20 protein-coding genes are annotated in these 25886 nt (G+C 73.1%); 5 read left to right on the top strand and 15 right to left on the bottom strand.

The features are described from left to right. The first annotated feature begins 92 nt into the window (after positions 1-92). Positions 93-1646, top strand: a complete 1554-nt coding sequence (locus tag Actkin_RS14005; protein WP_258907503.1) for an adenylate/guanylate cyclase domain-containing protein — start codon at positions 93-95, stop codon at positions 1644-1646. Positions 1647-1704: 58 nt separating this feature from the next. Here the strand turns inward: Actkin_RS14005 and Actkin_RS14000 are convergent, their stop codons facing one another. Together Actkin_RS14000 and malQ are read right to left on the bottom strand one after the other, a co-directional pair. Next, entirely contained in the window at positions 1705-4599 is a 2895-nt protein-coding gene (locus Actkin_RS14000) for a glycoside hydrolase family 9 protein (protein ID WP_258907502.1), read from the bottom strand. A 129-nt stretch (positions 4600-4728) separates the two neighbouring features. Beyond that, positions 4729-6615, bottom strand: coding sequence for a 4-alpha-glucanotransferase (malQ, locus tag Actkin_RS13995; RefSeq protein ID WP_258907925.1), 1887 nt, complete (start codon positions 6613-6615; stop codon positions 4729-4731). A 61-nt stretch (positions 6616-6676) separates the two neighbouring features. Here malQ and Actkin_RS13990 point away from each other — a divergent pair, with 61 nt between their 5' ends. Then, positions 6677-7660, top strand: a complete 984-nt coding sequence (locus Actkin_RS13990; protein ID WP_258907501.1) for a LacI family DNA-binding transcriptional regulator — start codon at positions 6677-6679, stop codon at positions 7658-7660. Between the two features lie 201 nt (positions 7661-7861). On the opposite strand, the gene Actkin_RS13985 is transcribed toward Actkin_RS13990, so the two are convergent. Continuing rightward, on the bottom strand, positions 7862-8107 hold the full coding sequence (locus Actkin_RS13985; protein WP_258907500.1) for an RNA polymerase sigma factor: 246 nt from the start codon (positions 8105-8107) through the stop codon (positions 7862-7864). 127 nt (positions 8108-8234) lie between these two features. Here Actkin_RS13985 and Actkin_RS13980 point away from each other — a divergent pair, with 127 nt between their 5' ends. Further along, positions 8235-9161, top strand: a complete 927-nt coding sequence (locus tag Actkin_RS13980) for a 5'-3' exonuclease (protein ID WP_258907498.1) — start codon at positions 8235-8237, stop codon at positions 9159-9161. Here the strand turns inward: Actkin_RS13980 and Actkin_RS13975 are convergent. The 10 genes from Actkin_RS13975 to pafA form a co-directional block, all read right to left on the bottom strand. Beyond that, positions 9158-10345 (bottom strand): GNAT family N-acetyltransferase, encoded by a 1188-nt coding sequence (locus Actkin_RS13975; protein WP_258907496.1) that lies wholly within the window; start codon positions 10343-10345, stop codon positions 9158-9160. The two genes, Actkin_RS13980 and Actkin_RS13975, sit on opposite strands and share 4 nt — an antisense overlap. Before the next feature lie 4 nt (positions 10346-10349). After that, entirely contained in the window at positions 10350-10997 is a 648-nt protein-coding gene (locus Actkin_RS13970) for a DUF4333 domain-containing protein (protein ID WP_258907494.1), read from the bottom strand. A 105-nt stretch (positions 10998-11102) separates the two neighbouring features. Then, positions 11103-13871: a DEAD/DEAH box helicase gene (locus tag Actkin_RS13965; protein ID WP_258907493.1), complete on the bottom strand. Its 2769-nt coding sequence runs from the start codon at positions 13869-13871 to the stop codon at positions 11103-11105. Positions 13872-13905: 34 nt separating this feature from the next. Continuing rightward, positions 13906-14787: a diacylglycerol/lipid kinase family protein gene (locus Actkin_RS13960; protein WP_258907492.1), complete on the bottom strand. Its 882-nt coding sequence runs from the start codon at positions 14785-14787 to the stop codon at positions 13906-13908. A 49-nt stretch (positions 14788-14836) separates the two neighbouring features. Next, the gene (tatC, locus tag Actkin_RS13955) at positions 14837-15781 is read right to left on the bottom strand and encodes a twin-arginine translocase subunit TatC (protein WP_396122968.1); all 945 of its coding nucleotides are present in this window, start codon (positions 15779-15781) and stop codon (positions 14837-14839) included. Between the two features lie 13 nt (positions 15782-15794). Beyond that, positions 15795-16085 (bottom strand): Sec-independent protein translocase subunit TatA, encoded by a 291-nt coding sequence (gene tatA, locus Actkin_RS13950; protein ID WP_189213865.1) that lies wholly within the window; start codon positions 16083-16085, stop codon positions 15795-15797. Next, complete coding sequence (locus Actkin_RS13945) at positions 16082-16327, bottom strand: hypothetical protein (protein ID WP_189213864.1); 246 nt, start codon at positions 16325-16327, stop codon at positions 16082-16084. Before Actkin_RS13945 ends, tatA begins: the two co-directional genes overlap by 4 nt. A gap of 48 nt (positions 16328-16375) precedes the next feature. Further along, the gene (locus Actkin_RS13940; protein ID WP_189213863.1) at positions 16376-17341 is read right to left on the bottom strand and encodes a helix-turn-helix transcriptional regulator; all 966 of its coding nucleotides are present in this window, start codon (positions 17339-17341) and stop codon (positions 16376-16378) included. Then, positions 17338-18312, bottom strand: a complete 975-nt coding sequence (locus tag Actkin_RS13935) for a helix-turn-helix transcriptional regulator (RefSeq protein ID WP_258907491.1) — start codon at positions 18310-18312, stop codon at positions 17338-17340. Before Actkin_RS13935 ends, Actkin_RS13940 begins: the two co-directional genes overlap by 4 nt. Before the next feature lie 702 nt (positions 18313-19014). Beyond that, positions 19015-20373 carry a Pup--protein ligase gene (gene pafA / locus Actkin_RS13930; protein WP_189213861.1) on the bottom strand — a complete coding sequence of 453 codons (1359 nt, stop codon included), beginning with the start codon at positions 20371-20373 and terminating at the stop codon, positions 19015-19017. A gap of 115 nt (positions 20374-20488) precedes the next feature. Here pafA and Actkin_RS13925 point away from each other — a divergent pair, with 115 nt between their 5' ends. Beyond that, a complete protein-coding gene (locus Actkin_RS13925) occupies positions 20489-21991 on the top strand; it encodes a bifunctional phosphatase PAP2/diacylglycerol kinase family protein (RefSeq protein ID WP_189213968.1) in 1503 nt (500 codons plus the stop codon). A 21-nt stretch (positions 21992-22012) separates the two neighbouring features. Here the strand turns inward: Actkin_RS13925 and Actkin_RS13920 are convergent, their stop codons facing one another. Continuing rightward, entirely contained in the window at positions 22013-22999 is a 987-nt protein-coding gene (locus tag Actkin_RS13920) for a LysR family transcriptional regulator (protein ID WP_189213860.1), read from the bottom strand. 178 nt (positions 23000-23177) lie between these two features. Beyond that, the gene (locus Actkin_RS13915) at positions 23178-25583 is read right to left on the bottom strand and encodes a S8 family serine peptidase (RefSeq protein ID WP_258907489.1); all 2406 of its coding nucleotides are present in this window, start codon (positions 25581-25583) and stop codon (positions 23178-23180) included. Here Actkin_RS13915 and Actkin_RS13910 point away from each other — a divergent pair. Then, positions 25574-25789, top strand: a complete 216-nt coding sequence (locus Actkin_RS13910) for a hypothetical protein (protein ID WP_258907488.1) — start codon at positions 25574-25576, stop codon at positions 25787-25789. The genes Actkin_RS13915 and Actkin_RS13910 overlap by 10 nt on opposite strands. Positions 25790-25886: the final 97 nt, after the last annotated feature.

Genomic DNA, 25886 nt, shown 5'->3' with positions numbered 1-25886 from the left:
CCGTCGAACGACCCCAGAGATCACGAGTGTCGGATGAATCGATCACGCGCCCACTCGCGCACCATTTCCTACTGCCCAGTAAATTGACGCCGGTGAGCGTAGACCCGGCCCGGCGCCCGTTCGGCTCCCGCCTGCTCGGCCCCGCGGGCGAGGACCGCGTGGCGCTGCGCACGCGGGTGCAGCTGCTGCTCACCGTGACCCTCGTGGTGGCGAACCTGATCGGCGCGGTCGTCGTCGCGGTGCTGTCCACCGTGGTCATCCCCGGTCCGGGGCTGGAGGACCGCACGGCCGTGGTCATGGCGATCGCGGTGCCGGTCTACGTCGTGGGGGCGCTCATCGCCGGCGGTGTCTGGGGCACCCGCTGGGCGCTGCGGGACCTGCGCTGGGCCCTCGACGGCGCCGAGGACGACGACCCGGCCAACGACGAGGAGGCCCGCCGGTCCGCGCTGCGGGTGCCGCTGAACCTGACGGTGATGCAGGTGTTCCTGTGGGGGCTGGCCACGGTGGTGTTCACCGGGCTGTTCTGGGCGCTGCAGCCCGCGCAGGTGCCCACCGTCGGCTTCACCGTGAGCTTCGCCGGGATCGTGGTCTGCGCCAACGCCTACCTGCTCAGCGAGTTCGCCCTGCGCCCGGTGTCGGCGCGCGCGCTGTCGGGCAGCGCGCCCGCCCGGGTGGCGGGCGCCGGGGTGCTGGTGCGCACGCTGCTGTTCTGGGCGCTGGGCGCGGGCGTGCCGGTGGCGGGCGTGGTCGTCGTGGCGATCTTCGCGCTCGTGCGCGACTACTCGACCACGCAGCTGGCGGTGACCGTCATCGTGCTGGGCACGATCGCGTTGGTGATCGGGCTGGTGGTGATGGTGTTCAGCGCGCGCAACACCGTCGCCCCGATCCAGTCCGTGCGCGTGGGGATGGACCGCGTGCAGCGCGGCGACCTGGCCGCCGAGGTGCCCGTCTACGACGGGACCGAGCTGGGGATGCTGCAGGCCGGGTTCAACCGGATGGTGGCCGGGCTGCGGGAGCGCGAGCGCATCCGGGAGCTGTTCGGCAGGCACGTCGGCCAGGAGGTCGCCGACGTCGCGGTGGCCGGGGGCGCCGACCGCCTCGGCGGGGAGGTCCGCCCGGTCGCGGTGGTGTTCGTCGACATCGTCGGCTCCACGACGCTGGCCGCGACCCGCCCGCCGACGGAGGTCGTCGAGCTGCTCAACCGCTTCTTCGCGGTCATCGTCGACGAGGTCGACAAGCACGGCGGGTTCGTGAACAAGTTCATCGGCGACGCCGCGCTCGCCGTCTTCGGCGCCCCGGCCGAGTTGCCGGACGCGGCGGGGTCGGCCCTGGCCGCCGCCCGCGCCGTCGCCGCCCGGCTGCCCGCCGAGGTGCCCGAGTGCCCGGCCGGGATCGGCGTCGCGGCGGGCCAGGCCGTGGCGGGCAACATCGGCGCAGCGCACCGCTTCGAGTACACCGTGATCGGCGACCCGGTGAACGAGGCGGCGCGGCTGACGGAGCTGGCCAAGTCGGTGCCGGGCAACCTCGCCGCGTCCGCGGAGGCGGTCAGGGCGGCGGACGCGGACGAGCAGGCGCACTGGGCCGCCCACACGACGGTCACCCTGCGCGGGCGCACAGCGGAGACCACGGTCCACGCGCTGCGGTGAGACGGCGACGGCCGCCGGTGGGATTGCCACCGGCGGCCGTCTCCGTGCGGAGGGACACCTATCCGCAGGTCGCTCCGTTCACCGTGAACGCGGTCGGGGCCGGGTTGCCGCCGGAGTGCGAGCCGTTGAACCCGATGCTCACCGACTGGCCCTTGGCCAGCGCGCCGTTCCACGGCATGTTCTTCGCGGTGACGTTCTTGCCGGACTGCGACCAGGTCGCCGACCAGCCCTGGGTCACCCGCTGGTCGCCGGGGAAGGCGAAGCCGAGCGACCAGTCCGTCCACGCCGACGAGCCGGTGTTCGTGATCGTCACCGACGCGGTGAACCCGTTGTTCCACGTGTGCGCCGAGTACACGACCTTGCAGCCTGCCGTCGAGACCGGCGCGGTCCGCACCGTTACCCGGGGCGACAGGGGCGAGGACTGGCCTGCGGTGTCCTTGGCCCGCACCGCGTAGGTGTACTCGGTGTTCGGGGTCAGGCCCGACAGCTGCGCCGTCGTGCCGCTCACCGTGGCCACGACCGCGATCGCGTCGCCCTGCACGCGCAGGACCTCGTAGCCCGCCACGCCCTTGTCGTCGGTCGACGCTGGCCAGGTCAGGGTCAGGCCGGTGCTGGTCACCGCGGAGGCGACCGGCGTGCCGGGCGCGGTCGGCGGGGTGTCCTCGGCGGGCGGGTCGACGACGGCCTTCTCCGCCGTCCAGCCCGCCAGCCAGGCGAACGCCGAGTTCCAGTTGACCGTGACCTCGTTGAGCGAGTACGCCTCGATGTGGTCGACGAAGCACTTCTGCGGGGCGCAGCCGGGCAGCAGCCGGGCCGCGATCGGGTCCTGCAGGCCGCTGTTCGGACCGCCGGACAGCGCGCCCGGCGGGGCGATCGGCGTGCTCGGGTCGAGCTGGTTGGCCCAGTGCCGGTGGTGCACGTTCCGGACGGGACGCTCGCCGTAGCCGGTCACGTAGGAGTAGTCCACCGGGTTGCGGCCCAGCAGGTAGCCCAGCGTCTCGTACACGCCGTCGCGGTAGCGGTCGTCGCCGGTGAGGTCGTGGGCCAGGGCGATGACCACGCCGTTGTTGGCGATCAGGCCGTTGGAGCCCCACACGTACTCGCCGTTGCCCTCGCGGTACGGCGCGGGGTAGCCCATCGTGGCCATCTGGGCCAGGTGCGCGTCGGCGGTGTCGGTGATGACGCCCTCGATCGCGGCCAGGTCCGCGGCGGGCAGCCCGTTGTCCACCACGGTCAGGGTGATGTCGCCCAAGGCCGCGGTGGAGCCCCAGTCGAACCCTCGGGTGGTGATGCCCGCGCCCTTGTAGTGCGGGGAGGCCATGACGTCCGAGCGGTACCCGGCCTCGCCGGTCGTGGCGTACAGCTCCGCGGCGGCCCAGTAGAACTCGTCGGTCACGGTGCCGTCGCTGTACGAGCCGCCGCCGGTGCCGTCGTTCGGGTCGGCGATCTTGACCGGGTTGTTCTTCGCCGTCGAGTACGCGGTGCGCGCCGCGCTCAGGGCGCGGGCGGCGAACTCGGGGTCGATGTCGGCCCAGACGCGCGCGGCCTGCGCGGCCACCGCGGCCATGTTGAGCGTCGCGGCCGTGGAGACCGGCGCGAGGTAGCGGGCGCGCGGGTCAAGGTGCGGCATCATCGGCAGCCCGGTCCAGGCGTCGTCGTGCATCTTGTGGTGCACCCAGCCCGCGTTCACGCTGCCCGCCGGGGCCTGCATGCTCAGCAGGAACTCGACCTCCCAGCGCGCCTCGTCGAGCAGGTCGGACACGCCGTTGCCCTGCTCGGGGATGGCCAGGCTGCCGTCGGCGTAGGCGTCGAGGTCGCCGAAGGCCGCGGTCCGCTCGTACAGGTCGAGCAGCTGCCACGCCGAGATGCCGCCGTTGACCACGTACTTGCCGTGGTCGCCCGCGTCGTACCAGCCGCCGCTGACGTCGAGGCTGTAGGAGCAGCCGGTGTTCGGGCGGCACGGCACTGAGGTGTCGCCCTGGTTGGGGGCGACGCCGATGTGGCCAGCGGGCCGGGCGTGCTCCGCGCCGACGTACTGCGCCTCGATCTCGATGCCGCTGCGGTTGTGGTAGAAGTACGCCAGCGACGCCTCGCGCAGGGACTGGATCTCCTCCACGCCGATGTCGAACGGCTTGCTCACGTCGTCGCCCACGGCGATCGTGTAGCCGGTGCCGGGGGTCTCGAAGTCGGAGAAGTCGATGACGTGCACCGACTCGCCCGCGAGCGGGTCGTTTCCGCGCGGGGTGGTCTGCCCGGTCGCCACCGGCTGACCGGCGGCGTCGCGCAGGGTCCACGCCAGCGGGGTCGTCGAGTCCGAGGTCACGCTGGCCCGCTTGGCCGCGCTCGGCACGTAGGCCACCTGGTTGACCTTGATCGGCGGCGCCTCCTCCGGCGTCCCGCCCGGCGGGACGACGCCGCCGATGAGCGAGACGTTGTCCAGGCAGAAGGTGTTGGGCTCGGCCTGCCCGCCCAGGTGGAAGGTCACCTGGCCGCTGCCTGCCTCCGGGAAGTCCAGTGTGGACGTGAAGGTGAAGGAGAAGGTCTGCTTCACGCTGGTGACCGCGAAGGTCTGCCGCGCGATCTCCCGGTAGGGCGCGACGCCCTCGCCGGCGCCCGCGCCGACCGGCTGCGGCCGGGTGGCGTGCGCGTCGAAGGTCAGGGTGTAGGACTGGCCCGCCTCGAACGGCACGCCGTTCTGCCCGACGAGGGCGTCCCACGGGTTCACGGTGCCGCCGGGGACCTCGGTGCAGAACTCGCCGTCGACGACGCGGCCCGTGGTGCCGGTGCCGTTCCAGAACGGGTCCGGCGTGCTCCCGGTGAACTCACCGCCCACGATCCGCTCGTACGGCGGGTCGGCGAAGGCGGGCAGCGCGGTCACGACCGTGCCCGCGACCAGGGTCGCCGTCGCGGCCACCCCGATCCGCGCCAGTCTGCGCCTCTGGCTCGAAACCATCGACAAACTCCTTGCCTAACGGCACATCGACGTGCCGTGCCGTCCACTCCGACGGCGTGGGACATGGCGTTGGGAGCGCTCTCAGTTTCGAGAGCATAGGCGCACTGACACGCGGATGTATAGAGGGCGTTACCGAGCGGCGTCGCCCAGCAGCGCCGCGATGCGCTGCATCCGGGCGTCGGCCAGCAGCTCGTGGACGTCCGGGCGGAGCCGGATTCGCCAGTTGGGGTACTCGTCGACGGTGCCCGGCAGGTTGGGCTGGCGGGTGTCGCCGATGACGTCGGTCGGCGCGGCGAGCACCAGGTCGCACGGTGTGCGCGCGAGCAGTTCGTGCAGCGCGAGGACGCGGTCGTCGTCCGTCAGGCCCTCGGCGGCGAGCAGGTCGAGCAGGTCGTCGCGCTCCTGCCGCGCGCGCCTCGCCTCGGCGTCGGGGTCGTCGAGCAGGCCGAGGTCGGCGCGGACGCGGACGTGCTCGCCGGAGAGGAACCCCGCGGCGGTCGGCAGGTCGTGAGTGGACAGTGTGGCCACGGCGCGGGCGGGCCAGCGCTCCGGCGGCAGCGGCCTGCCGTCGTCGTCGCGCTCGAACCAGGCCACCGCGCACCCCAGCGCGCCGCGCTCGCGCAGTTCGGCGGAGACCTCGTCGGGCACGGTGCCCAGGTCCTCGCCGACGACGACCGCGCCCGCCCGGTGCGCCTCCAGCGCGAGCACGCCCAGCATGGCGCGTCCGTCGTAGCGCACGTAGGTGCCGCGGTCCGGCGACTGCCCCGGCGGGATCCACCACAGCCGCCAGAGCCCGGCCACGTGGTCGACGCGGATGCCGTCGCCGTGGGCGAGCACCGCGCGGATCATGTCGCGGAACGGCAGGTAGCCCTCGGCGGCGAGGCGGTCGGGGCGCAGCGGCGGCAGCGCCCAGTCCTGGCCCTTGGGGCTGAACGCGTCCGGCGGCGCGCCGACGGTGACGTCCGCGGCCAGCACGTCCTGCAGCGCCCACGCGTCCGCCCCGCCGGGGTCCACGCCCACCGGCAGGTCGTGCAGGATGCCGACGGCCATCCGGTGCGCGGCGGCGTGCGCGGAGGCCAGCTGGGCGGCGCACTCGCGCTGCACCCACACGTGGAAGGCGACCCGCTCGGCGAGCTCGCGGCGAGCGGCGGCGACCTCGGGCGAGTCGGGCCTGCGCAGGCCGTGCGGCCAGGTGCGCCAGTCGCCGCCGTGCCGCTCGGCCAGCGCGCAGAAGGTGGCGAACTCGCCGAGCGCGGCGTCCGGCTCGGGCGCCTCGCGCGGGGCGAGCAGGGCCAGCGCCGCGGACTTCGCCCGCCACACGGCCGGGTAGTCGATCAGCTCGTCGGGCTCGTCCGGCCGCAGGGCGAGCACGGCGGCGCGGGTGTCCGGGTCGGCGGCGCGGAACGCCTCGGTCTCGGTGACCGACAGCAGCAGCGGGTTGTGGAACCGCCTGCTCGACGGCGAGTACGGCGAGCGCTCCACCGGCTCGGTCGGGGTGATCGCGCCGACCGGGCTGACCAACAGCGCGCCCGCGCCTTGGGCGGCCGTGCCCGCGGCGAAGGTCCGCAGGTCGGCGTAGTCGCCGATGCCCCAGGAGCGCTCGGAGTGCAGCGCGTACAGCTGCACCATCCACCCCCAGGCGCGCGGGACGGGGGCCAGCCGCGCGGGGGTGACCGCCAGCGGCGTCACCGTGTCGCCGCGGCGCAGCCGGTGCCAGCCGAGCGGCGCGTCGGCCGGGAGCACGCCGTCGACCGGGAGCGTCCCGCCGTCCTCCAGCAGGAGTTCGCCCTGTCCGAGGTGGACGGCGTCGCCCTGGGTCACCACGGTCGGCGTCGGGTCGGCAGGCGCGGCGGCGATGCTGGCGCTGATCTCGTCCGGGCTGCCCGCCGGGACGCCCAGCTGGGCCAGGACGGCGACGACGACCTCGGCGTCGACGTCGTGCCAGTCCCCCGCGCCGTCCTCGTAGCCGGTGGAGACGCCGTAGGCTGACGCCAGGGTGGCCAGGTCTTCGGTGATCACGGTGTCACGGTAGGGGCACGGCGGGCCACCCGCACCCGCGGAACACAAGGAGGCGCCGGTGCGCGTCACCATCGCCGAGATCGCCCGCCGCGCGCGGGTCAGCAAGACGACGGTCTCCCGCGTGCTCAACAACAAGGACGACGTCGACGCCGCCACCGCCGTCCGGGTGCGCGAGGTGATCGCCGCCACCGGCTACACCCCCAGCGCCCGCGCGGTCGGGCTCGCCCGGGGGCGCACGCAGACCGTCGGCATGTTCGTGCCCAGCCTGACGTGGCCGTGGATGGGCGAGGTGCTGCAGGGCGTCGCCGACGTCCTGGAGGCCCGCGGCTACGGGCTGCTGCTCAACACGATGAACCGGGGCGAGGAGTCGCTGGCCCAGTTCGCCCGCCACGTCAGCGCCAAGGCGTTCGACGGGCTGCTGCTCATCGCCCCGCCCGGCACCCTGGGCTACCTGACGGGCCTGCACGAGTCCGGCCTGCCGGTGGTCATGATCGACGACCGCGGCGACAACCCCGGCTTCCCGTCCGTGGCCACCACCAACCGCGACGGCGCGGCCGACGCCGCGCGCCATCTGCTGTCGCTGGGCCGCGAGCGGCTGGCGCTGATCACCGGCCCGGCCGAGTTCGGCTGCACCCGCGCCCGCACCGAGGGCTTCACCGAGACGCTGTCCGCCCGCGGCCTGCCCGCCGCCCTGGTCGTCGAGGGCGATTTCACCCGCGAGAGCGGCCGGGCCGCCATCGAGGGCCTGCTGGCCGAGGGCGTCGGCTTCGACGGCGTCTTCGCCCAGAACGACCACATGGCCATCGGCGCGCTCGATGCCCTGCGCGCGGCCGAGCTGAAGGTGCCGACGGACGTGGCGGTGGTCGGCTTCGACGACCTCGCCTGCCACACCGTGCCCGCGCTGACCACGATCCGCCAGCCGTCGAGGGAGATGGGCGAGGCCGCGGCCCGCCTCCTGCTGGGCCTCCTGGACGGCGAGCCGCCGCCCGAGGGACCGGTCGTGGTGCCGACGACCCTGGTCGTCCGCGAATCCGCGCCTTGACGCGACCGGCGACGGTTCGGTTCAATCAGTCCCGGAACCGGTTCCGGAACCGGTTCCACGCGCAGCCGGGCCCGCGGTACGCCGAGCCGCGGGCCCGCCCGCCGCGCAATCCGGTGTAACGCGCCAGGGGCTCCCGCGCACTCCGCCGCCGCCACCCGCCAGCGCTCCGATGTGGACGATCCGGCCCGGGACGCGGGGCGTTCAGTTCCGGGAGGCCAGGTACACGCGCAGCGCGGTCAACGCGCGGTGCTGGACCAGGCGGACCGCCGCCGGGGTCATCGACAGGCGTTCGGCCACCTCGTCGGCGGAAAGGCCCTCGAGCAATCGCAGGCGCAGCACCTCGCGCTGCACCGGGGGCAGCGCGGCGATGGCGGTCCGCACCTCGGAGGTCGGGCGTGGACCGGGGATCGCGGGGCGCCTGCTCGAGGACAGTCGGGGCTTCCGCATGATCGGGAGACGGGGCCGGGGCATCCCCATGACGGGGGAATTCGGCGAAACTTCCCACCTTGCTCTCTTCGCACCCAGGTGCTCGCTCACGTGGACCTTGTCGGCCCGGTGTGGCAGGGTTCGCGGCGTGAGCGGACCCCTGGTGCTGTTGGACTCGGCGAGCCTGTACTTCCGGTCGTTCTACGCCGTCCCGGAGTCGATGACCTCACCCGACGGGGTGCCGGTCAACGCCGTGCGCGGGTTCGCGGGGATGGTCGCGCAGATCATCACCGAGCGGTCGCCCTCGCGGCTGGTGGCGTGCATGGACGCCGACTGGCGCCCGGCGTTCCGGGTCGCGGCGATCCCGAGCTACAAGGCGCAGCGGGTGGCCGACCCGGCCAACAACGTCGAGGAGGTGCCCGACACGCTCACCCCGCAGGTCCCGATCATCGTCGACCTGCTCGACGCCGCAGGCATCTGCATGGCCGAGTCCGCAGGCCACGAGGCCGACGACGTGATCGGCACGCTGGCCGCCCGGGAGAAGGCCGACCCGGTGGAGATCATCACCGGCGACCGCGACCTGTTCCAGTGCGTGCGCGACGAGCCCACGACCGTCCGCGTGGTGTACGTGGGCGCGGGCTGGCGCAAGAAGACCGTGATCGGCCCGGTCGAGCTGGCCGAGAAGTACGGCCTGCCGCCGGTCGGCTCCGCCTACGCCGACATGGCCGTGCTGCGCGGCGACCCGTCCGACGGCCTGCCCGGCATCACCGGCATCGGCGAGAAGACCGCCGCCCGGCTGATCACCAAGTTCGGCTCGCTGCAGGCCCTCGTCGACGCCGCCGCCGCGGGCTCCTCGGACGTGCCTCTGCGTGTGCGGCAGGCGTTCGAGCACGACGCCGACTACCTGGCGAAGGCGCCGCTGGTCGTCAAGGTCAACGAGGACGCCCTGATCACCGCGAGCTGCCCGGACGCGCTGCCCGGCGAGGTCGACGTCGACCGGATGCGCGCGCTCCAGGAGCGCTGGGACCTCGGCAGCTCCGTCGACCGCCTGATCGACGCGCTGACCGCGCCCTAGAAGTACGTCCCGCAGAAGGCGGGCCGCTCCAGCGCGAAGAGCCGGTCGAGGTGCGCGAGCGCGGCCGGGTCGTCGACCGTCACCCGGCCCGCCTCGGCCAGCGACGACCACGACCACGCGCCGAAGTAGAGCATCGCCAGCACCTCGACCCCAACGGACACGGCTGGCGCGTCGTCGCAGCGCTCGGCCTTGTCCGGGGTGATCCGGTAGCAGCCGTCGTTGCCGGGGCGGAACGGGTCGGCCACCTCGACCACCACCGGGTCGGCGTCGCCGTAGACCCGCGCGCCGAGCGCGGCGGGGACGTCGACCAGGCGCAGCCAGAGGTCGTCCACCACGTCCTCGATGGACACCGTGCGCGGGTCCGGCACGGCGACCGTCAGCGACTCGTCCAGCGGGCGCATGAACGCGCGCACGCAGCTGACGAGATCGATGCCCAGCAGGAACTCCCACAGCGCGTAGGCCACCGCGGGCGTCGCCGCGACGAAGTCCTCCACCGCGAGCGTGGTCGTGTCGGTGGGGTCGGCCGTCTCCGACGGCCGCCACGCCACGAACCCGTCGTCGCCGTCGTCACCGCTGTGCACGGCGACGACCAGGTTCTCGTTGACGCCCCACGCCCGCTCGTAGTTCACCCACCACTCCGGCGGACGGGCGATCGACCCGACTCGCGACCGCCTGGCCCGGTCGTAGATCCCCGGCAGGCCGGGGAAACCCGGGTCGACGACGCGCACCGCGCCGCCGGTCGGCACCGAGGGCAGCAGCCGCGCGCCCCGGGCGGCGACGCGCAACGCGCGCGTGCCCACGCCGTATCCGAAGCGCCCGTAGATGACCGGCTCTGTCGCGTGCAGACCCGCGAACACCTCGCCGCGCTCGGCCACGTCGTCCACCTGCTCGCGCATCAGCGCCCGCAGCACGCCGCGCCGCCGGAAGTCCGTGCGCACGCCGACGCGCGTCACCGCCGCCATCGGCAGCCTCGCGCCGCCGGGGACGACGAGATCGGACGACCAGGCCAGCGCCGTGCCGACCATCCGGCCGTCGACGAAGGCGCCGAGCGTGCGGCCGGGCTCGAAGGAGCGGCCGCTGAACGCCCACTGGTCGGCCGACATCGGCCCCCGGTGCAGCGCGGCGCGGAACAGCGTGTGCGCCGCGCGGACCTCGTCGGCGGCGAGCGGTCGAACGTCGGGCAAAGGATCAGTCCGGCAGGTTGGGGTTGGCGACCTCGTACTGGCCGTTGGACTCGTCGCGGACGGTGATGTCCACCTGGAACTCCTGGCCGTCGTACTTGACCTTGCAGGTGAAGCGGTGGTCCTTCGTCACCGGCTCGCCCTCGGGGCAGGAGACCGACTCGATCTTGCCGTCGTCGGCGCCGTAGTCGTTGACCAGCACCGTCTTCACACCGTCCTGCACGGCGGTGTTGTCGAACACGCGCTTGTTGAACCAGCCCGGGGTCACGAAGCCGAGCACCACCACCGCGCCGACCGCGAGCACCACGACGGCGACGATGCCCCAGATCAGGCCGTTGGACTTCTTCTTCGGCTGCTGACCGGGGTACTGCTGCTGGCCGTAGCCCGGGTACTGCTGCTGCTGCTCGCCGTACGGCTGCTGGTGCTGGTCCCCGTACGGCTGGTAGCCGCCGCCCGGGTACTGCTGCGTGGGCTGGGGCTGCTGCTGGCCGTACCCGTACTGGGGCTGGCCCTGCTGCGGGTACCCCTGCTGGGGGTAGCCCTGCGCCGGGAACCCGCCCGAGGGCGGGCCGGGCACCTGGCCGCCGCCATAGGGCTGCTGGCCCCACGGCTGCTGCGGGTCCTGTCCACCGGACGGCCCGTAAGGGCTGCTCATCGTTCGCCTCCGCCTGGTCTCGCGCGCCACCGCCCGGACTCCGACGCCCAGACACCACCTCGCGCGATCAAACCACAGCGACCCGCCCGGGTGTGCGGCGACCCGCTACGCCGAGGCCAACGCCACCACCCCGCGCCGGATCGCCTTCACCGCGGCGGCCGCGGCCGCCCCCACCGGGGCCTTCTCCCCCATCACGTCCCGGATCTGGTCGAGCAGATCGATCACCTGACGACACCAGCGCACGAAGTCGCCCGCGGAGAGCTCCTGGCCAGCCGACTCGGCCGCGGTGATCACCTTCTCCAGCGACTCCCCGCGCACCCACCGGTACACCGTCCAGGCGAAACCGGCGTCCGGCTCGCGGGTGCGGTCCAGCCGGTGGTGCCGCTCGTCGGACTCCAGCTCGGCCCACAGCCGCGCCGTCGCGGTGAGCGCGTCGGTCACCGCCCCGCCGGGGACCCTGGCCTCCATCGGCCCGTCGCGGCGCGCCTCGAACACCAGCGCCGAGACGACCGCGGCCAGCTCGGCGGCGTCCAGCCCGTCCCACACCCCGTGCCGCAGGCACTCCGCGGCCAGCAGGTCGGACTCGCTGTAGAGCCGGGACAGCCGCTTGCCGTGCTCGGTCACCACCTGCTCGCCGGGCCGCTCGTCGTCCGCGGCCAGGTAGCCGCGCTGGGCAAGCAGCGCCCGGATCCGGTCGAACTGCCGGGCCAGCGAGTGCGTGGTCGCCGCGACCTTGCGCGCCACCTGGTCGGTCTCGGCACGCAACCGGTGATAGCGCTCGCCCCAGCGGGCGTGCGCCTCCCGGTCCGGGCACCCGTGGCAGGGGTGCGCGCGCAGCGCCCGCCGCAGCGCCAGCAGCTCGCTGTCCTCGTCGGCCCCGGTCCGCCGCTTGCCGCGCCCGGGCGCCTCGATCCCGGTGGCCCGCAGCGACGAGGCCAGGTCCCGCCGCGACTTGGGCGAGCGGATGTCGACCTGCTTCGGCAGCCGGACCCGGCCCAGCGGCTCGACCGGCGCGGGGAAGTCCGCCACCGACAGCCGTCCTGCCCACCGGTCCTCGGTCACCACCAGCGGCCGCGGCTCCCCCATCGGCTCGACGCCCGGGTCGATCACGATGGCCAGGCCCGAGCGCCTGCCCGCCGGGACGGCGATCACGTCGCCCTTGCGCAGCGCCTCGAGCGAGCGCGCCGTCTCCGCCCGCCGCGCCGCCGTGTTCTGCCTGGCGAGCTGCTTCTCCCGCTCGGAGATGCGCCGCCGCAGCTCGGCGTACTCGGCGAAGTCGCCGAGGTGGCAGGTCATCGATTCGGCGTAGCCCTCCAGGGCCTCCTTGTTGCGGTCCACGCGCCGGGCCAGCCCGACCACCGAGCGGTCGGCCTGGAACTGGGCGAAGGACTGCTCGAGGATCTCCCGCGCCTCCCGCACGCCGAGCCGGTCGACGAGGTTGATCGCCATGTTGTAGCCGGGCCGGAACGACGAGCGCAGCGGGTAGGTCCTGGTCGAGGCGAGCCCGCCGACGGCCTTGGGGTCGACGCCGGGCTGCCACAGCACGACGGCGTGGCCCTCCACGTCGATGCCCCGCCGCCCGGCCCGCCCGGTGAGCTGCGTGTACTCCCCCGGCGTCAGGTCGACGTGCGCCTCGCCGTTGTACTTGACCAGCCGCTCCAGCACGACCGTGCGCGCGGGCATGTTGATGCCCAGCGCCAGCGTCTCCGTGGCGAACACGGCCTTGACCAGCCCGCGCACGAACAGTTCCTCGACGGTCTCCTTGAACGCGGGCAGCAGCCCGGCGTGGTGCCCGGCGAACCCGCGCTCCAGCGCCTCCCGCCACTCCCAGAAGCCCAGCACGGTCAGGTCGGCGTCGGGCAGGTCCTTGGTGCGCCGCTCCACGATCCTGCGGACCTCGGCCACCTCGTCCTCGGTGTTGAGCCGCAGCCCGGACCGCACGCACTGGGTCACGGCCGCCTCGCAGCCCGCCCGGCTGAACACGAACACGATCGCCGGGAGCAGCCCCTCGGCGTCCAGCCGACCGATCACGTCGATCCGCGACGGCGGACGGAACCGCGACCGCGGCGCGCGCTCCGGCCTGCCGCCGCGCTGGCGCGGGGACCGCCACGGCGCGTGCATCCGGCCGACGTCCTCGACCCGGCGCAGCAGCTGCGGGTTGATCCGCGCGTCGGTCCCCGGCTCGCCGCCCGCGAACAGGTCCAGCATCCGGTTGCCCACCAGCATGTGCTGCCACAGCGGGACCGGGCGGTGCTCGTCGACGACCACCGTCGTGTCGCCGCGCACCTCGACCAGCCACTCGCCGAACTCCTCGGCGTTGCTGACCGTCGCCGACAGGCTGACCAGGGTGACCCACTCCGGCAGGTGCAGGATCACCTCCTCCCACACCGCGCCGCGGAAGCGGTCGGCGAGGTAGTGCACCTCGTCCATGACCACATAACCGAGGCCGTGCAGCGCCGAGGACTCGGCGTAGAGCATGTTGCGCAGCACCTCGGTCGTCATGACCACGATGGGCGCGCTGCCGTTGATGGCGGTGTCGCCCGTCAGCAGCCCGACCGACTTCGCGCCGTAGCGGGCGGTCAGGTCGGCGAACTTCTGGTTCGACAGGGCCTTGATCGGCGTCGTGTAGAAGCACTTGCGGCCCTCGGTGAGCGCCAGGTGCACCGCGAACTCGCCCACCACGGTCTTGCCAGCGCCCGTCGGCGCGCACACCAGCACGCCGTGGCCGTCCTCCAGGGCGGCGCAGGCGTCGTGCTGGAACGGATCGAGCTCGAACGACAGCTCACCGGTGAAGTCGGTGAGCTTGGGGTGGCGGGCACGACGCCGGGATGCGGCGTACGCCTCGGCCGGAGAGGGGGTTGCACCAGCGGACACACCACCAGGCTTTCACACCTGGACGACACATGCCTCAGCCAATAACGGTCAACGCGCCGGGCACGCACTCGACGGTCGCCGGGAGCGGCCTGATCCGCTCGCCGTCGGCGTAGGCGATCCAGTCGTTGTCCCCGCCCAGCGACACCCGCCGCGCGCGCAGCGTCCGCACCGCGGGGTGATCGACGTGCCTGCCGGTGCGCAGGCCGGGCAGGATGCGCAGCAGGTCCAGCCGGGACGCCCGGCCGACCACGGTCACGTCCAGCAGCCCGTCCGCCGGGTCGGCGTCCGGGCAGACCGGGATGCCGCCGCCGTAGTACGGCGTGTTGCCCAGCGCGACCAGGACCGCGTCGAGCTCCATCCGGCCGTCGTCGGTGTCCACGACGAGCCGCTTGGGGCGCAGCGCGGCCATCTCGGCCAGGATCGCCAGGTCGTAGCGGCGGCGGCCGTGCGGCCAGCGCATCCGGTTGACCCGCTCGTTGACCGCGGAGTCGAACCCCGCGCACAGCACCGTCGCGAACCACGGGCCGCCGTCGACCCGCCCCAGGTCCAGCTTGCGCGCCGCGCCCCGGCCCAGCGCCTCGACCAGCGCGTCCGCCGCCTTCAGCGACTCGGTCGGGCCGCCGAGCGCGCGGACCAGGTCGTTGCCCGTGCCCGCGGGGACCACGGCGAGCGCGACGCCGTGCTCGGCGCAGAACTGCACGCCCTGGTGCGCCGACCCGTCACCGCCGAGCACCACGACGAGGTCGAGACCGGCGTCGCGGGCCCGCAGCATCAGCGCCCGGGACTCCTCGACCGACGCGGCCGACACCACCGCGAGGTCGTCGACGACCGCCCGCAGTTTGCCTGCGACCGCGTTGGTCACCCGGCCCGCCGCGCCGTGCCCGGAGGCCGGGTGCACCGCAAGCGCCACGCGCATGAGCCCTCCCTCTACCGGTCGGTAACTCCACCAGACCGGCGCGGAAGACTCAAGTGACGTCGTCGAGGTCCCGCGCGGGCTCCACCGGCTTCACCGCGAGGTCGAGGTCGGACGGGGTGTCGAGGTCGGTCGCGTTCTCCGCGTCCTCCAGCGCCTCCCGCCTGGCCTTGCGGCGGTCGTGGACGCGCGCGATCTGCACCGCCACCTCGAACAGCACGGTCATCGCCGCCGCCAGCACGATCATCGACACCGGGTCCGTGCCCGGGGTCGCGACCGCGGCGAAGACGAACAGGCCGAAGATGATGAACCGCCGCCACTTCCTGAGGTTGGCGTACGGCAGCACCCCGACCCGGTTGAGCATCGTGATCAGCAGCGGCAGCAGGAAGCTGACGCCGAAGATCAGCAGCATGACCAGGACGAACGAGATGTAGTCCTGGGCGTTCAGCGCGGTGATGAACGCGTCGCCGCCGAAGCTGACCAGGACCTCGAGGCCCTCGGGGATGACGAAGAAGGCCAGCCAGCCGCCCGTGGCGAACAGCAGGGAGCCGATCAGCACGAACGTCAGCGCCAGCCTGCGCTCGCGGACGTAGAGGCCCGGGGTGATGAACGCCCACACCTGGTACAGCCAGGCGGGCGACATCACGACCAGTCCGACGGCGATGCCCACCTTGAACTGCACCATGAAAGCCTCGAACGGCTTCGTCTGGAACAGCTGGCACTGCCCGGGGACCGGCTCGAACCGCACGTCCGTCGGCAGCGCGCAGTAGGGCGTCAGCAGGATGTCGCTGAGCGAGGGCACCGGCCCCAGCGGGACCATGAACCACACGAAGCCGAAGACGCCGCCGAGCAGGACGAAGAGGACCGCCAGGCCAAGCCGGTGCCGCAGCTCGTACAGGTGCTCCCGCAGCGACATCGTGCCGTCGGGGTTGTGCCGACGGCTGCGCAGCTTCCTCTGCTCGCGGCGCGCTGACCGGCGGGACTGATCACGCACCACCGTCAGTATCCGCTCAGCTGGCGTTCTTCTGCTGCTGGTCGACCTTGCGCTGCAGCTCGTCGATCTCCTTCTGCAGCTGCTCCGGGGTCTTCTCCGGCTTCGCGGCCGCCAGCTGCTGCGGGGCGGGGGCCTCCGCCTTCGCCGGGGCGTCGTCGTCCTCGTCCTTGCGCATGCCCTTGGTCTCGGCCTTCAGGATGCGCATGGACTGTCCGAGCGACCTCGCCATCTGCGGCATCTTGCGCGCCCCGAAGAGCAGCACGATCACCACCGCGATGATGAGGATCTCCCACGGTCCAAAGTTCACGGCCGACCTCCTGTCTCGCCTCGCTGGATCGATCCTACGCGCTGGCCGGGCGACCTCCGGTCGTCGATCGCCACCCGCAGCGCCGCGCCCCTGGCCCGCACCAGGCCCGACCGGTCGGCCAGACCCGCACCCGCCGCGCGCAGCGCGGCCCGCGTCCGGCCCGCCCGGCGGAGCACCGCGATCAGGGCCACGGCGAGGCACACCAGTGCGACCAGGATCAACGCGCTGAGCAGGAACGGCACATCCCGACTCTACCGGTGAGCGGATGACCGGGAAACCAACCAGGGGCGTCAGCCCAGCGAATCGATGCGCCGCACGGCGTCGGCAGCGCGGGCGCGCAGCGCGGCGGCCAGGGCCTCGGGCTCCTCCACGCGCACGTCGCCGCCGAGGCCGAGCAGCATGCGGGTCATCCAGGACTCGTCGGCGTAGCGCATGACCACGCGCTGCCGGTTGCCGGGCAGCTCCTCGACGTCGTCGACCGGGTAGTACTCCGACACCCAGCGCGCGTCCTGCTCCAGGACCAGGCGCGCGGTGCGCTGGTTGGGCTCGGGCTGGAAGAACCCGCCGGTCAGGTCGGTCGGGCGGGCGTGCGGCGGCGGGACCGACGGCTCGTCCAGCACGGTGACGTCGTCGATGCGGTCGAGCCGGAACAGGCGCACGGCCTCCGCCCGCCTGCACCACGCCTCCAGGTAGCCGCGTCCCTCGACGATCATCGCCCGCATGGGGTCGACGACCCGCTGGGTCACCTCGTCCTTCGCCGCGGTGTAGTACGACATCCGCAGCGCCCGCTTGTCGCGCAGCGCCGACTGGACGGTCTCGCGCACCTCGGCCGTCGCCGCGCCCTCGCGGACGCCGAGCCCGACGGCGACGCCCGCGGGCTCCGCCTGGCCCGCGGCGGCCTCGATCTTGGCCAGCGCGCGCCGGATGGCGTCGGCGTCGGCGACGCCGGGGGTGTCGACCAGGGCGCGCAGGGCCACGAGCAGCGCGGTCGCCTCGGCGCCGGTGAGCCGCAGCGGCCTGCGCATCCCGGCGTCGAAGGTGACGGTGACGGTGTCCTCGTCGAAGGAGATGTCGATGAGGTCGCCGGGGCCGTAGCCGGGCAGGCCGCACATCCAGAGGAGTTCGAGGTCCTTGCGCAGCTGCTTGACGGTGACCCCGAAGTCGGCGGCGGCCTCGTCGATGCGGATGCCGGGGCGGGCGATGAAGTAGGGGACGAGCGCGAGCAGGCGCGGCAGCCGGTCCTGGGCGGCGGTCATCGGGCCTCCTCCGCCACGGCCAGCAGGCGCTCGCGGACGGCCTTGCGCAGCACGTCCGGGGCCAACACGACCACGTCGGGCCCGTATCCGGCGAGCCACTTGGCCGCCGAGTCCGGGTAGGCCAGGTCGAGCTCCACGACGTCCCCCTTCGCCCCGTCGATCTCCTGGGCGCCCACCACGGTGGCCCGCCTGCGCACCCCGGCGGCGCGGCCATCGGCCACCCAGAGCCGCACGGGCTGGCCGGGGCGCTGCTCGCTGTCGAACGAGGCGACGAACGCCATCAGGTTGACGCCGTCGGGCCTGCGGACCTGCCCCGGCTTCCCGACCTTGCCCACATCGCCGACGATGCGCGACAGCCGGAAGCAGCGCGGGGCGCCCCGGTCGCGGTCCTGGCCGACGACGTACCAGCGTCCGCGCCAGGAGACGACGCCCCAGGGCTCCAGCGTCCGGGTCTGCGCCTCGGGGCCGGAGGGCCTGCGGTAGTCGAAGGTCACCGCCTGGCTCGCCTCGACGGCGGCCAGCAGCGGGGCGAACGCGGGCTCGGTCGTCCTGACCTTGGGCTCCACGATGGCGTGCGGGGACTGGTGGACGTCGACCCCGGCGGCCCTGAGCTTGAGCAGCGCGCCGTGCGCGGCCCCGGTCAACTCCGGCGAGTCCCACAGCCGCACGGCCAACGCGACGGCGGCGGCCTCGTCCGGCTCGAGGTCGATCTCCCCGAGTTCGTAGTCCCGCCGCGCGATGCGGTAGCCGTCGACGGTGTCGAACATCGAGTTGCGGCCGACCTCCAGCGGAATGCCCAACTCCCGCAGCTCGGTCTTGTCCCGCTCGAAGGTCCGGAAGAACGCCTCATCAGAGGGCGCGTCGGCGTACCCGGGCACAATCCCCCGAATCCGCTCCGCACTGAGGTACTGCCGCGTCGACAACAGACACAGCACCAGATTCACCAAGCGCTCCGCGCGAGCAACGGACACCCGCGCACCCTAACGCGCCCCCCACCGGCCCCGACACCCAACACACCGAACATACGTGCGAACGATGCGGTAGTGTGCCCACCCACCCCTCTGGGCTGTGCTTTTTACCCCTTTCTGCGGCCCGCGCGCCTTACTGCGCGGCCTTCATGTGCGAGATGTTCCGAATATCTTGATAGTGAATAGGGGGAAGTAGGAGAATGAAGATAGAGGTGCCGAGGTGCCGAGGTGCCGAGGTGCCGAGGTGCCGAGGTGCCGAGGTGCCGAGGTGCCGAGGTGCCGAGGTGCCGAGGTGCCGAGGTGCCGAGGTGCCGAGGTGCCGAGGTGCCGAGGTCAGGCCGCCACACGAGCACGGCACAAGAGGTGGCGGGGCGGTTGCCCGGTCGAAGCGGGTGGGCGTGGCCGAGGGGCGCGGTGGGCCGGGACGCGGTCACTCAGCACGAGATCAACGAGTCCCGAAGCGTCAGCTCTCGGCGGCCTCCCAGCGCGCCGGACACGACGCGGGCCATCTACTCAGCTGTCAGGCCCGCCCCCATCACCTCACCCAACCGGAAGCGTCCGCACCACGTCCTCGGCGTCGTGTCCGGCGCCACCGCCTGCCAGCACTGCTCTCCCCCACCTGCCCCCGGCCAGGACTGCCCGCCACCTCCCCCAGACACAGAGAGGCCCCGGTGCGCAAGCACCAGGGCCTCCCGCGAACCACCGTCACAGCGACGCGATCAGGCGTTCCACCCGTTCGTCCACCGCTCGGAACGGGTCCTTGCAGAGGACCGTTCGCTGGGCCTGGTCGTTCAGCTTCAGGTGGACCCAGTCCACCGTGAAGTCGCGCCCTGCCTGCTGCGCGGCAGCGATGAAGTCGCCGCGGAGCTTGGCTCGGGTGGTCTGGGGCGGGGTGTCCTTGGCGGCCTCGATCTCGCCGTCGTCGGTGACCCTGGCGACGAGGTCCTTGCGTTGGAGCAGGTCGAAGATGCCCCGGCCGCGGCGGATGTCGTGGTAGGCGAGGTCCAGTTGGGCGATCCGGGGGCTCGACAGGTCCAGGTCGTGCTTCGCCCGGTACCGCTCCACCAGCCGGTGCTTGATGGCCCAGTCGATCTCCCGATCGATCCGGGTCAGGTCCTGGGCCTCCACCGCGTCGAGCACGCGGCCCCACAGCTCGACCACGCGGTCGGCCAGGGGGTCGGGCGAGCGCCGGGCGACGTGCTCCACGGCCTTGGCGTAGTACTCGCGCTGGATGTCCAGCGCCGACGCCTCGCGCCCGCCCGCCAGGCGCACCAGGCGGCGGCCCGTCAGGTCGTGGCTGATCTCGCGGATGGCGCGGATCGGGTTGTCGAGGCTGAAGTCGCGGAACTGCACGCCCTCCTCGATCATCTCCAGCACCAGGTTCGCCGTGCCGACCTTCAGCAGCGTCGTCGGCTCCGCCATGTTGGAGTCGCCGACGATCACGTGCAGCCGCCGGTACCGCTCGGCGTCGGCGTGCGGCTCGTCGCGGGTGTTGATGATCGGCCGGGACCGGGTCGTGGCGCTGGAGACGCCCTCCCAGATGTGCTCGGCGCGCTGCGACAGGCAGTACACCGCCCCCCTCGGGGTCTGCAGCACCTTGCCCGCGCCGCAGATCAGCTGGCGGGTGACCAGGAACGGCAGCAGCACGTCGGCGATCCTTGAGAACTCCCCGGCCCGCGTGACCAGGAAGTTCTCGTGGCAGCCGTAGGAGTTGCCCGCCGAGTCGGTGTTGTTCTTGAACAGGTAGATGTCGCCGCCGATGCCCTCGTCGGCCAGCCGCCGCTCGGCGTCGACGAGCAGGTCCTCCAGGATCCGCTCGCCCGCCTTGTCGTGGGTGACGAGCTGCACGAGGTCGTCGCACTCGGCCGTGGCGTACTCCGGGTGGGAGCCGACGTCGAGGTAGAGCCGCGAGCCGTTGCGCAGGAACACGTTGGAGGAACGCCCCCACGACACCACCCGCCGGAACAGGTAGCGCGCGACCTCGTCCGGCGACAGCCTGCGCTGCCCGTGGAACGTACAGGTCACGCCGAATTCGGTCTCAATCCCGAAGATCCGCCGCTGCATCCCACCAGCCTAGGTCCTCGCACCGTCCAAAGCCGTGCGCCGTTCGGGTCGGCGCGTGTCTCACTCCGGACTCATTCGGCGACCGACCGGCCCGTCCTGTTCAATCGCGACCGTGATGAGACACGTCCGGCGCTCGGCGCGGCAGGTCAACCGAGTCGACCGCGACCTGGTCATCCGCAGCGCGCACCTGCCGCCGACACCGGTCGACGCGGCGCTCACGTCGCTGTCGATGGCGGCGAACAAGAGCACCCTGTGGTTCGCGATCGCGACCATCCTGGGCGCGAAAAAAGGCAAGACCAGACGTGCCGCGCTGCGCGGGATCGGCGCGATCGCCATCGCCAGCGTGTCGGCGAACCTGGTCGGGAAGAACCTGTTCCCGCGCAGGCGCCCCGCCGCGGAGCTGCTGCCGATCTACCGCAGGCTGACCCCGCGGCCGACGAGCTCGTCGTTCCCCTCCGGACACGCCGCCTCCGCGGCGGCCTTCACCACCGCGCTGGCGCTCGAGCACAAGGGACTCGGCAGGCTCGTCGCCCCCCTGGCGGGCGCGGTCGCCTACTCGCGAGTCCACACCGGCGTGCACTGGCCGACCGACGTCATGGCGGGCGCGGCGATCGGCGTCGGCGCGGCCTACGCGACGCTGCACTGGTGGCCGCTCGGCCCGGAGCGCCCCGCCCGCACCGCGCACGCCGCCCGCGTGCCTGCCCTCGAGGACGGCGACGGCCTGCTGATCCTGGTCAACCCGAACGCGGGCATCGCGGGCGAGGACGCGACGGACGTGGTCAAGCAGCGCTGGCCGAGGGCCACCGTCGTGCACCCGCACCCGGGCGCGGACCTGGTCGAACAGCTCGCCGACGAGCTCACCCGGGGCCCGGCGGACATCCGCGCCGTGGGGGTCGCGGGCGGTGACGGCTCCGTCGCCGCGGTCGCCGCCGTGGCGGCCGAGTTCCGGCTGCCGCTGGTCGTGGTGCCCGCCGGGACGCTGAATCACTTCGCCCGCGACATCGGCGTGGCCGACGTCGACGCCGCGGCGGACGCGGTCGCCGGGGGCGAGGGCGTCGTGGTCGACCTGGCCGGGGTCGACATCGGCGGGGCGGGCGGCGGGCGGCACCGCTGGTTCGTCAACACCGCCAGCCTCGGCGGCTACCCGGAGATGGTGCGACTGCGCGAGCGGCTGGAGGGGCGCGGCTGGCCGAAGTGGCCCGCCGCCGCGGTCGCCCTGCACCGCACGCTGCGCCGCGCCCAGCCGATCCGGCTGTCGCTGAACGGCCGCTCGCACCTGGTGTGGTGGCTGTTCGTGGGCAACGGCACCTACTCCCCCAAGGGCTTCGTGCCCACCCACCGCCCCGTGCTGGACTCGGGCCTGCTCGACGTGCGCTACCTGCGCGCCGACGTCCCGTACTCGCGGCTGCGGTTCGTGCTGGCCACGCTGACCAGGACCCTGCACACCAGCCACGTCTACCGCCAGCGCGACGCGGCCCAGCTGGACGTGGTGCTGCTCGACGACGTCGAGCGCAGGGTGGCCACCGACGGCGAGGTCGGGCCGTTGGGCAGCCGGTTCGTCTTCCGGTCCCGCCCGCAGGCCCTGTCGGTCTACCGGCCCATCGGGCAGGAGGACTGACCCACCCGGAACCGCCACCCCCTACCGAGCCGGTGGGCTCACCTCCGGCTGGATGGGGCTGTGCTTGTGCTCGGCCCACCACGCCGCGAACAGCGGGTTGGTGTCGGTCAGCTGGTCGTAGGCCTCCAGCAGCGACTTGGGCGCCTCCCGCGCGGCGTCGGCCAGGTTGCTGTCCTCGTGCCAGACCAGCACGATCTCCTGCAGCATCGGGTTGCCGACCAGGCCGCGGATCACCAGGCCGTTGCCCTCCCTGGCGACCGGCTTGGCCAGCGTCACCGCGCCCGCCTGCACCAGCGCCCTGGTGGTGGTCGAGTCCGACATCTGGTGGCGGATCCTCGGGGTGAACCCGCGCGCGGCGCAGGCGCGGACGAAGGCCAGCTGCTCGGTGCCCTCGGCGACCGGCGGCATCACCCAGTTCTCGTCGGCCAGCTCGGCGAGGTCGATGTCGCCGCGGTGGGCCAGCGGGTGGTTCTCGGCGAGCGCGACGAACAGCGGCGCGCGCAGCATCACCCGGGCGTGGACGTGGGCGGGCAGCGGCGTGCGGAAGCCGGGGTTCTCCTCCAGCACGGCGAAGTCGAGCTTGCGGTCGACCAGCTTGCGCAGCACCTCGGTCGGCTGGGTCTCGATCTCGATGGCGGCCTCGGCGCCGCCGAGCCGATCGGCGATGGCGGTGGCGAACAGCGGCACGATCAGCCCGGGCGGCCCGCCCACCCGCACGACGCCGGTGGCCGTGGTGCTCTGCGTGCGCTGCTTGATCCCGGCCATCAGGTCGTCCACCTCGCCGAGCAGCAGGCGGGCGGTGGTGAGCACGTAGCTGCCCAGGTCGGTGGGCACGACGCCGGTCCCGGTGCGGGCGAACAGCAGGCCGCCGACGCGGCGTTCCAGCCGCTGGAGCTGGGCGGTCAGCGCCGGTTGCGACACCCCGAGCTGCACGGCTGCCTTGGACAGGCTCCCGGCGTCGGCGACGGCGCAGATGACTCGGAGATGACGCAGCTCCAGCTCGTTCACACGAGTGTTATGCCCCCTGTGGCGACGTTATGCAAATTCCGGGTGGGGTTTGGGAACAGTGCCACATTTCGCGCTCGCGGCGTGTCGAAACGGCTCCGGGGGCGTCGTGCGGCGCACGGCGCCCCCGGAGCCGGGGTGGAGACCGCGACGCGGGCACCGCCCGCGCCGCGGTTGCCTGTCAGGACACCGCGACCACGGCGGTGTCGTCGACCGCGAAGGTCGTCTGCAGCGAGCTGTCCTCGGTCGCGACCCACGCGAGCCGGATCGTGCGGCCCTTGTAGGCGCTCAGGTCGTACGTCTTCTGGACGTACGCCGGTCCGGCGTCGAGGTTGGAGACGGCGCCGAGGGTCGCCAGCACCGCGCCGTTGGTGTCGAGCACCCGCAGCTGGAGGGTGTCGTACCGGCCCGTGGTGGTCTGCTCGGCGGTGTCCACCCGCACCCAGTACGACGCGGTCGCCGACAGCGCGCCCGCGGGGATCGCGACCTGCTGGTACAGCGTCTCGGACCCCCTGCGCCCGGTGCCCGCCATGCGCGCCCAGTACGTCCCGCCGTGGGTCGGGCGGACCGTGCTGTTGGTGATCACCGTGGTCTGGCCGCTCCAGTTCGCCGTGCCCGACTCGAAGCCCGGGTTCTTGAGCAGCTGGGCGGGCGCGCCGATGCGCCAGGTGAAGGCGGCGACGCCCAGGCCGTCGCGGCCGTCGCTCGCCCGGACCCGGACGTGGGTGGTGCCCGCGGTCGTCGGCGTGCCGGTGATCAGGCCGGTCTCGGCGTTGATCGTCAGCCCGGCGGGCAGGCCGGTGGCCGAGTAGGCCAGGGTGTCGCCGTCGGCGTCGGTGGCCTGGATCTGCAGGCTCACCGGGACGCCGCGCTCGCCCGCCTGGTTGCCGGGGTTGGTGACGACCGGGTTGGCGGTGTTGCCCTCCTGGCCGAAGGTGGCGTCGACGACCAGGGCGAACCGCTGCGGGCCGGAGGGCACGTTGCTCCCGGTGACCCGGACAATCCACTCCCCCGCCTCGGGGTTCGGGATGAACACGTTCTCCACGTTGTTGCGCTGGTCCGGGCTGCCGCCCGCGGTGGACCAGCCGCCGGAGAACCTGTTGCCGAAGTAGGTGATGCCGCTGGGCGACTGCACGATGAGGTTGAGGTCGTTCACCAGGGACACGGCGGCCGTGGTCGCCGCCTCCTTGTCGGCGTACCCCATGGTGATCTTCAGCGGGCCGGAGCCGCCGCGGATGCTGTACCGCGTCTCGTGGACCCCGCCGGTGCTGACCGGGACGGTCTCGTCGAGGAAGCGGGCCGTCCCCGCGGTCGCCTTCTCCAGGTTGACCAGGCCCCAGCCCTCGTGGGCGTTGGGGATGGGCAGGTCGTTGTCGTTGGACCCGTCGTTGTTCTCGTCGAGCAGGTCGGTGGCGCTGTTGACCATCGTGGCCTTCACGAGCGCGCCGGAGGCGTCGACGGCCCAGTTCTTCTTGTAGAAGTCGCGGACCACCGCGGCGCCGCCCGCGGCCAGCGGGTTCGACATCGACGTGCCGCTGAAGTACTTGTAGTCGTCGTTCAGCGGGAAGCCGTACCCGTCGTGCTGGTGGACGCGGGTCTTCGGGTTGACCGAGGTGCCGTCGTACTGCTGCTGGTGCTTGTCGGAGTAGCCGGAGAGCACCCAGGAGCCGGGCGCGACGACGTCGGGCTTGATCCGGCCGTCGTCGGTCGGGCCCCGGCTGGAGAACGCCGCGATCTGCTGGTGGTTGCCGGTCTGGCGGTCGGACCTGATCGGGTTGGCCGGGAAGGACGACCCCCACCAGTCGCCCCAGGTCGGGATGACGTTGTTGCCGCCCGCCTGGTTGCAGGAGCGGTTGCCCATCGTGGTGCGCTCGGCCTGGTTCTGCGCCTGGTAGGTCAGGTTCCGGTCGCACTGCGGCGCGAGGGTGTTGACCTCGGACGCGCCGACGGTGAGCACGTTCTTGGCGGTGCCCGGGGCGCCGATGGAGTCGTTGTCGACGACGCCGTCGGCGTTCAGGTCGACGCCCGCGTTGCCCGCGGAGAAGGTGATGAGCATGTCGCGGTGCTCGTTGGCGAACTTGTCGGCGAGACGGGAGTCCTCGGTGTAGGCCCCCGCCTCGTCCGCGCCCCACGAGTTCGCGTGGATGCGCGCGCCCTCGTCGTAGGCCTGCTGGAACAGCAGCCCGAGGTCGGTCGGGATGCCGAACAGGTAGTAGCCGTCGGGGTAGCCCTGCTGGGCGCAGGCGCCGATGATGTCGACGTAGTCCTCGACCGCCTGGAACACCAGGCGGGCCGAGTGCGCCGCCGCCTTGCCGCGGCCGTCGGCCATGCCGTCGCCGACCGCCGAGACGGCGACGTGGGTGCCGTGGCCGCTGTCGACGTCCTGCGCCCCGTCGGGCTGGACGTCGTAGCAGTTGGCCGCGTCCGCGCCCGCCCACGGGCGGATGGCCTTGACGCGGGCGACGGGGATGTCCGGGTGCGCGGTGGCGGGGGGTGCCGCCGCCGAGCCCGGTGTCGGCGACCGCGACGATCTGGGTGGAACCGTCGTAGCCGAGCGCGTACGCCTGGTTGCCGCGCATGAGGCCACCGGCGGCGTGGTCGTTGTGCTTCTCGTGGACGTGGAAGCCGTCGACGACGGCGACGTCCTCGATCCCCGCCACGCTCGTGGCCTGGGCGGGGGTGGCGGCCAGCAGCAGGGTCCGGCTGCCGGTGGGGGTGGCGACGGCGCCGGTCGCGGTGGCGGCGGCGGCGACGGCGGCCAGGTCGACGCCGTTCTCGGCGTGGACCTCGTAGACGGCGGGTTTGCCCTCGGCGATCTCCGCCCGCGCGTCGGCGGTGACCTTCCAGGCGGCCTGGTAGCGGCCGACCCAGCGCACTCCGGGCAGCTTCT

Origin of the sequence: Actinokineospora sp. UTMC 2448, assembly GCF_024760565.1 — a bacterium.
In the GTDB taxonomy this organism is placed as follows: domain Bacteria; phylum Actinomycetota; class Actinomycetes; order Mycobacteriales; family Pseudonocardiaceae; genus Actinokineospora; species Actinokineospora fastidiosa.
Note: the sequence above shows the minus strand (reverse complement) of the source record. Positions and strands in the feature narration are given on the sequence as shown.

Coding starts and splice junctions, on each gene's coding strand:
- Actkin_RS13940 (WP_189213863.1), bottom strand. CDS start 17,341: ATGACCGCCGCCCAGGACCGGCTGCCGCGCCTGCTCGCGCTCGTCCCC.
- Actkin_RS13910 (WP_258907488.1), top strand. CDS start 25,574: ATGAGGCCACCGGCGGCGTGGTCGTTGTGCTTCTCGTGGACGTGGAAG.
- Actkin_RS14000 (WP_258907502.1), bottom strand. CDS start 4,599: ATGGTTTCGAGCCAGAGGCGCAGACTGGCGCGGATCGGGGTGGCCGCG.
- Actkin_RS13960 (WP_258907492.1), bottom strand. CDS start 14,787: ATGCGCGTGGCGCTTGCGGTGCACCCGGCCTCCGGGCACGGCGCGGCG.
- Actkin_RS13925 (WP_189213968.1), top strand. CDS start 20,489: ATGAGACACGTCCGGCGCTCGGCGCGGCAGGTCAACCGAGTCGACCGC.
- Actkin_RS13985 (WP_258907500.1), bottom strand. CDS start 8,107: ATGCGGAAGCCCCGACTGTCCTCGAGCAGGCGCCCCGCGATCCCCGGT.
- pafA (WP_189213861.1), bottom strand. CDS start 20,373: ATGCAGCGGCGGATCTTCGGGATTGAGACCGAATTCGGCGTGACCTGT.
- Actkin_RS13970 (WP_258907494.1), bottom strand. CDS start 10,997: ATGAGCAGCCCTTACGGGCCGTCCGGTGGACAGGACCCGCAGCAGCCG.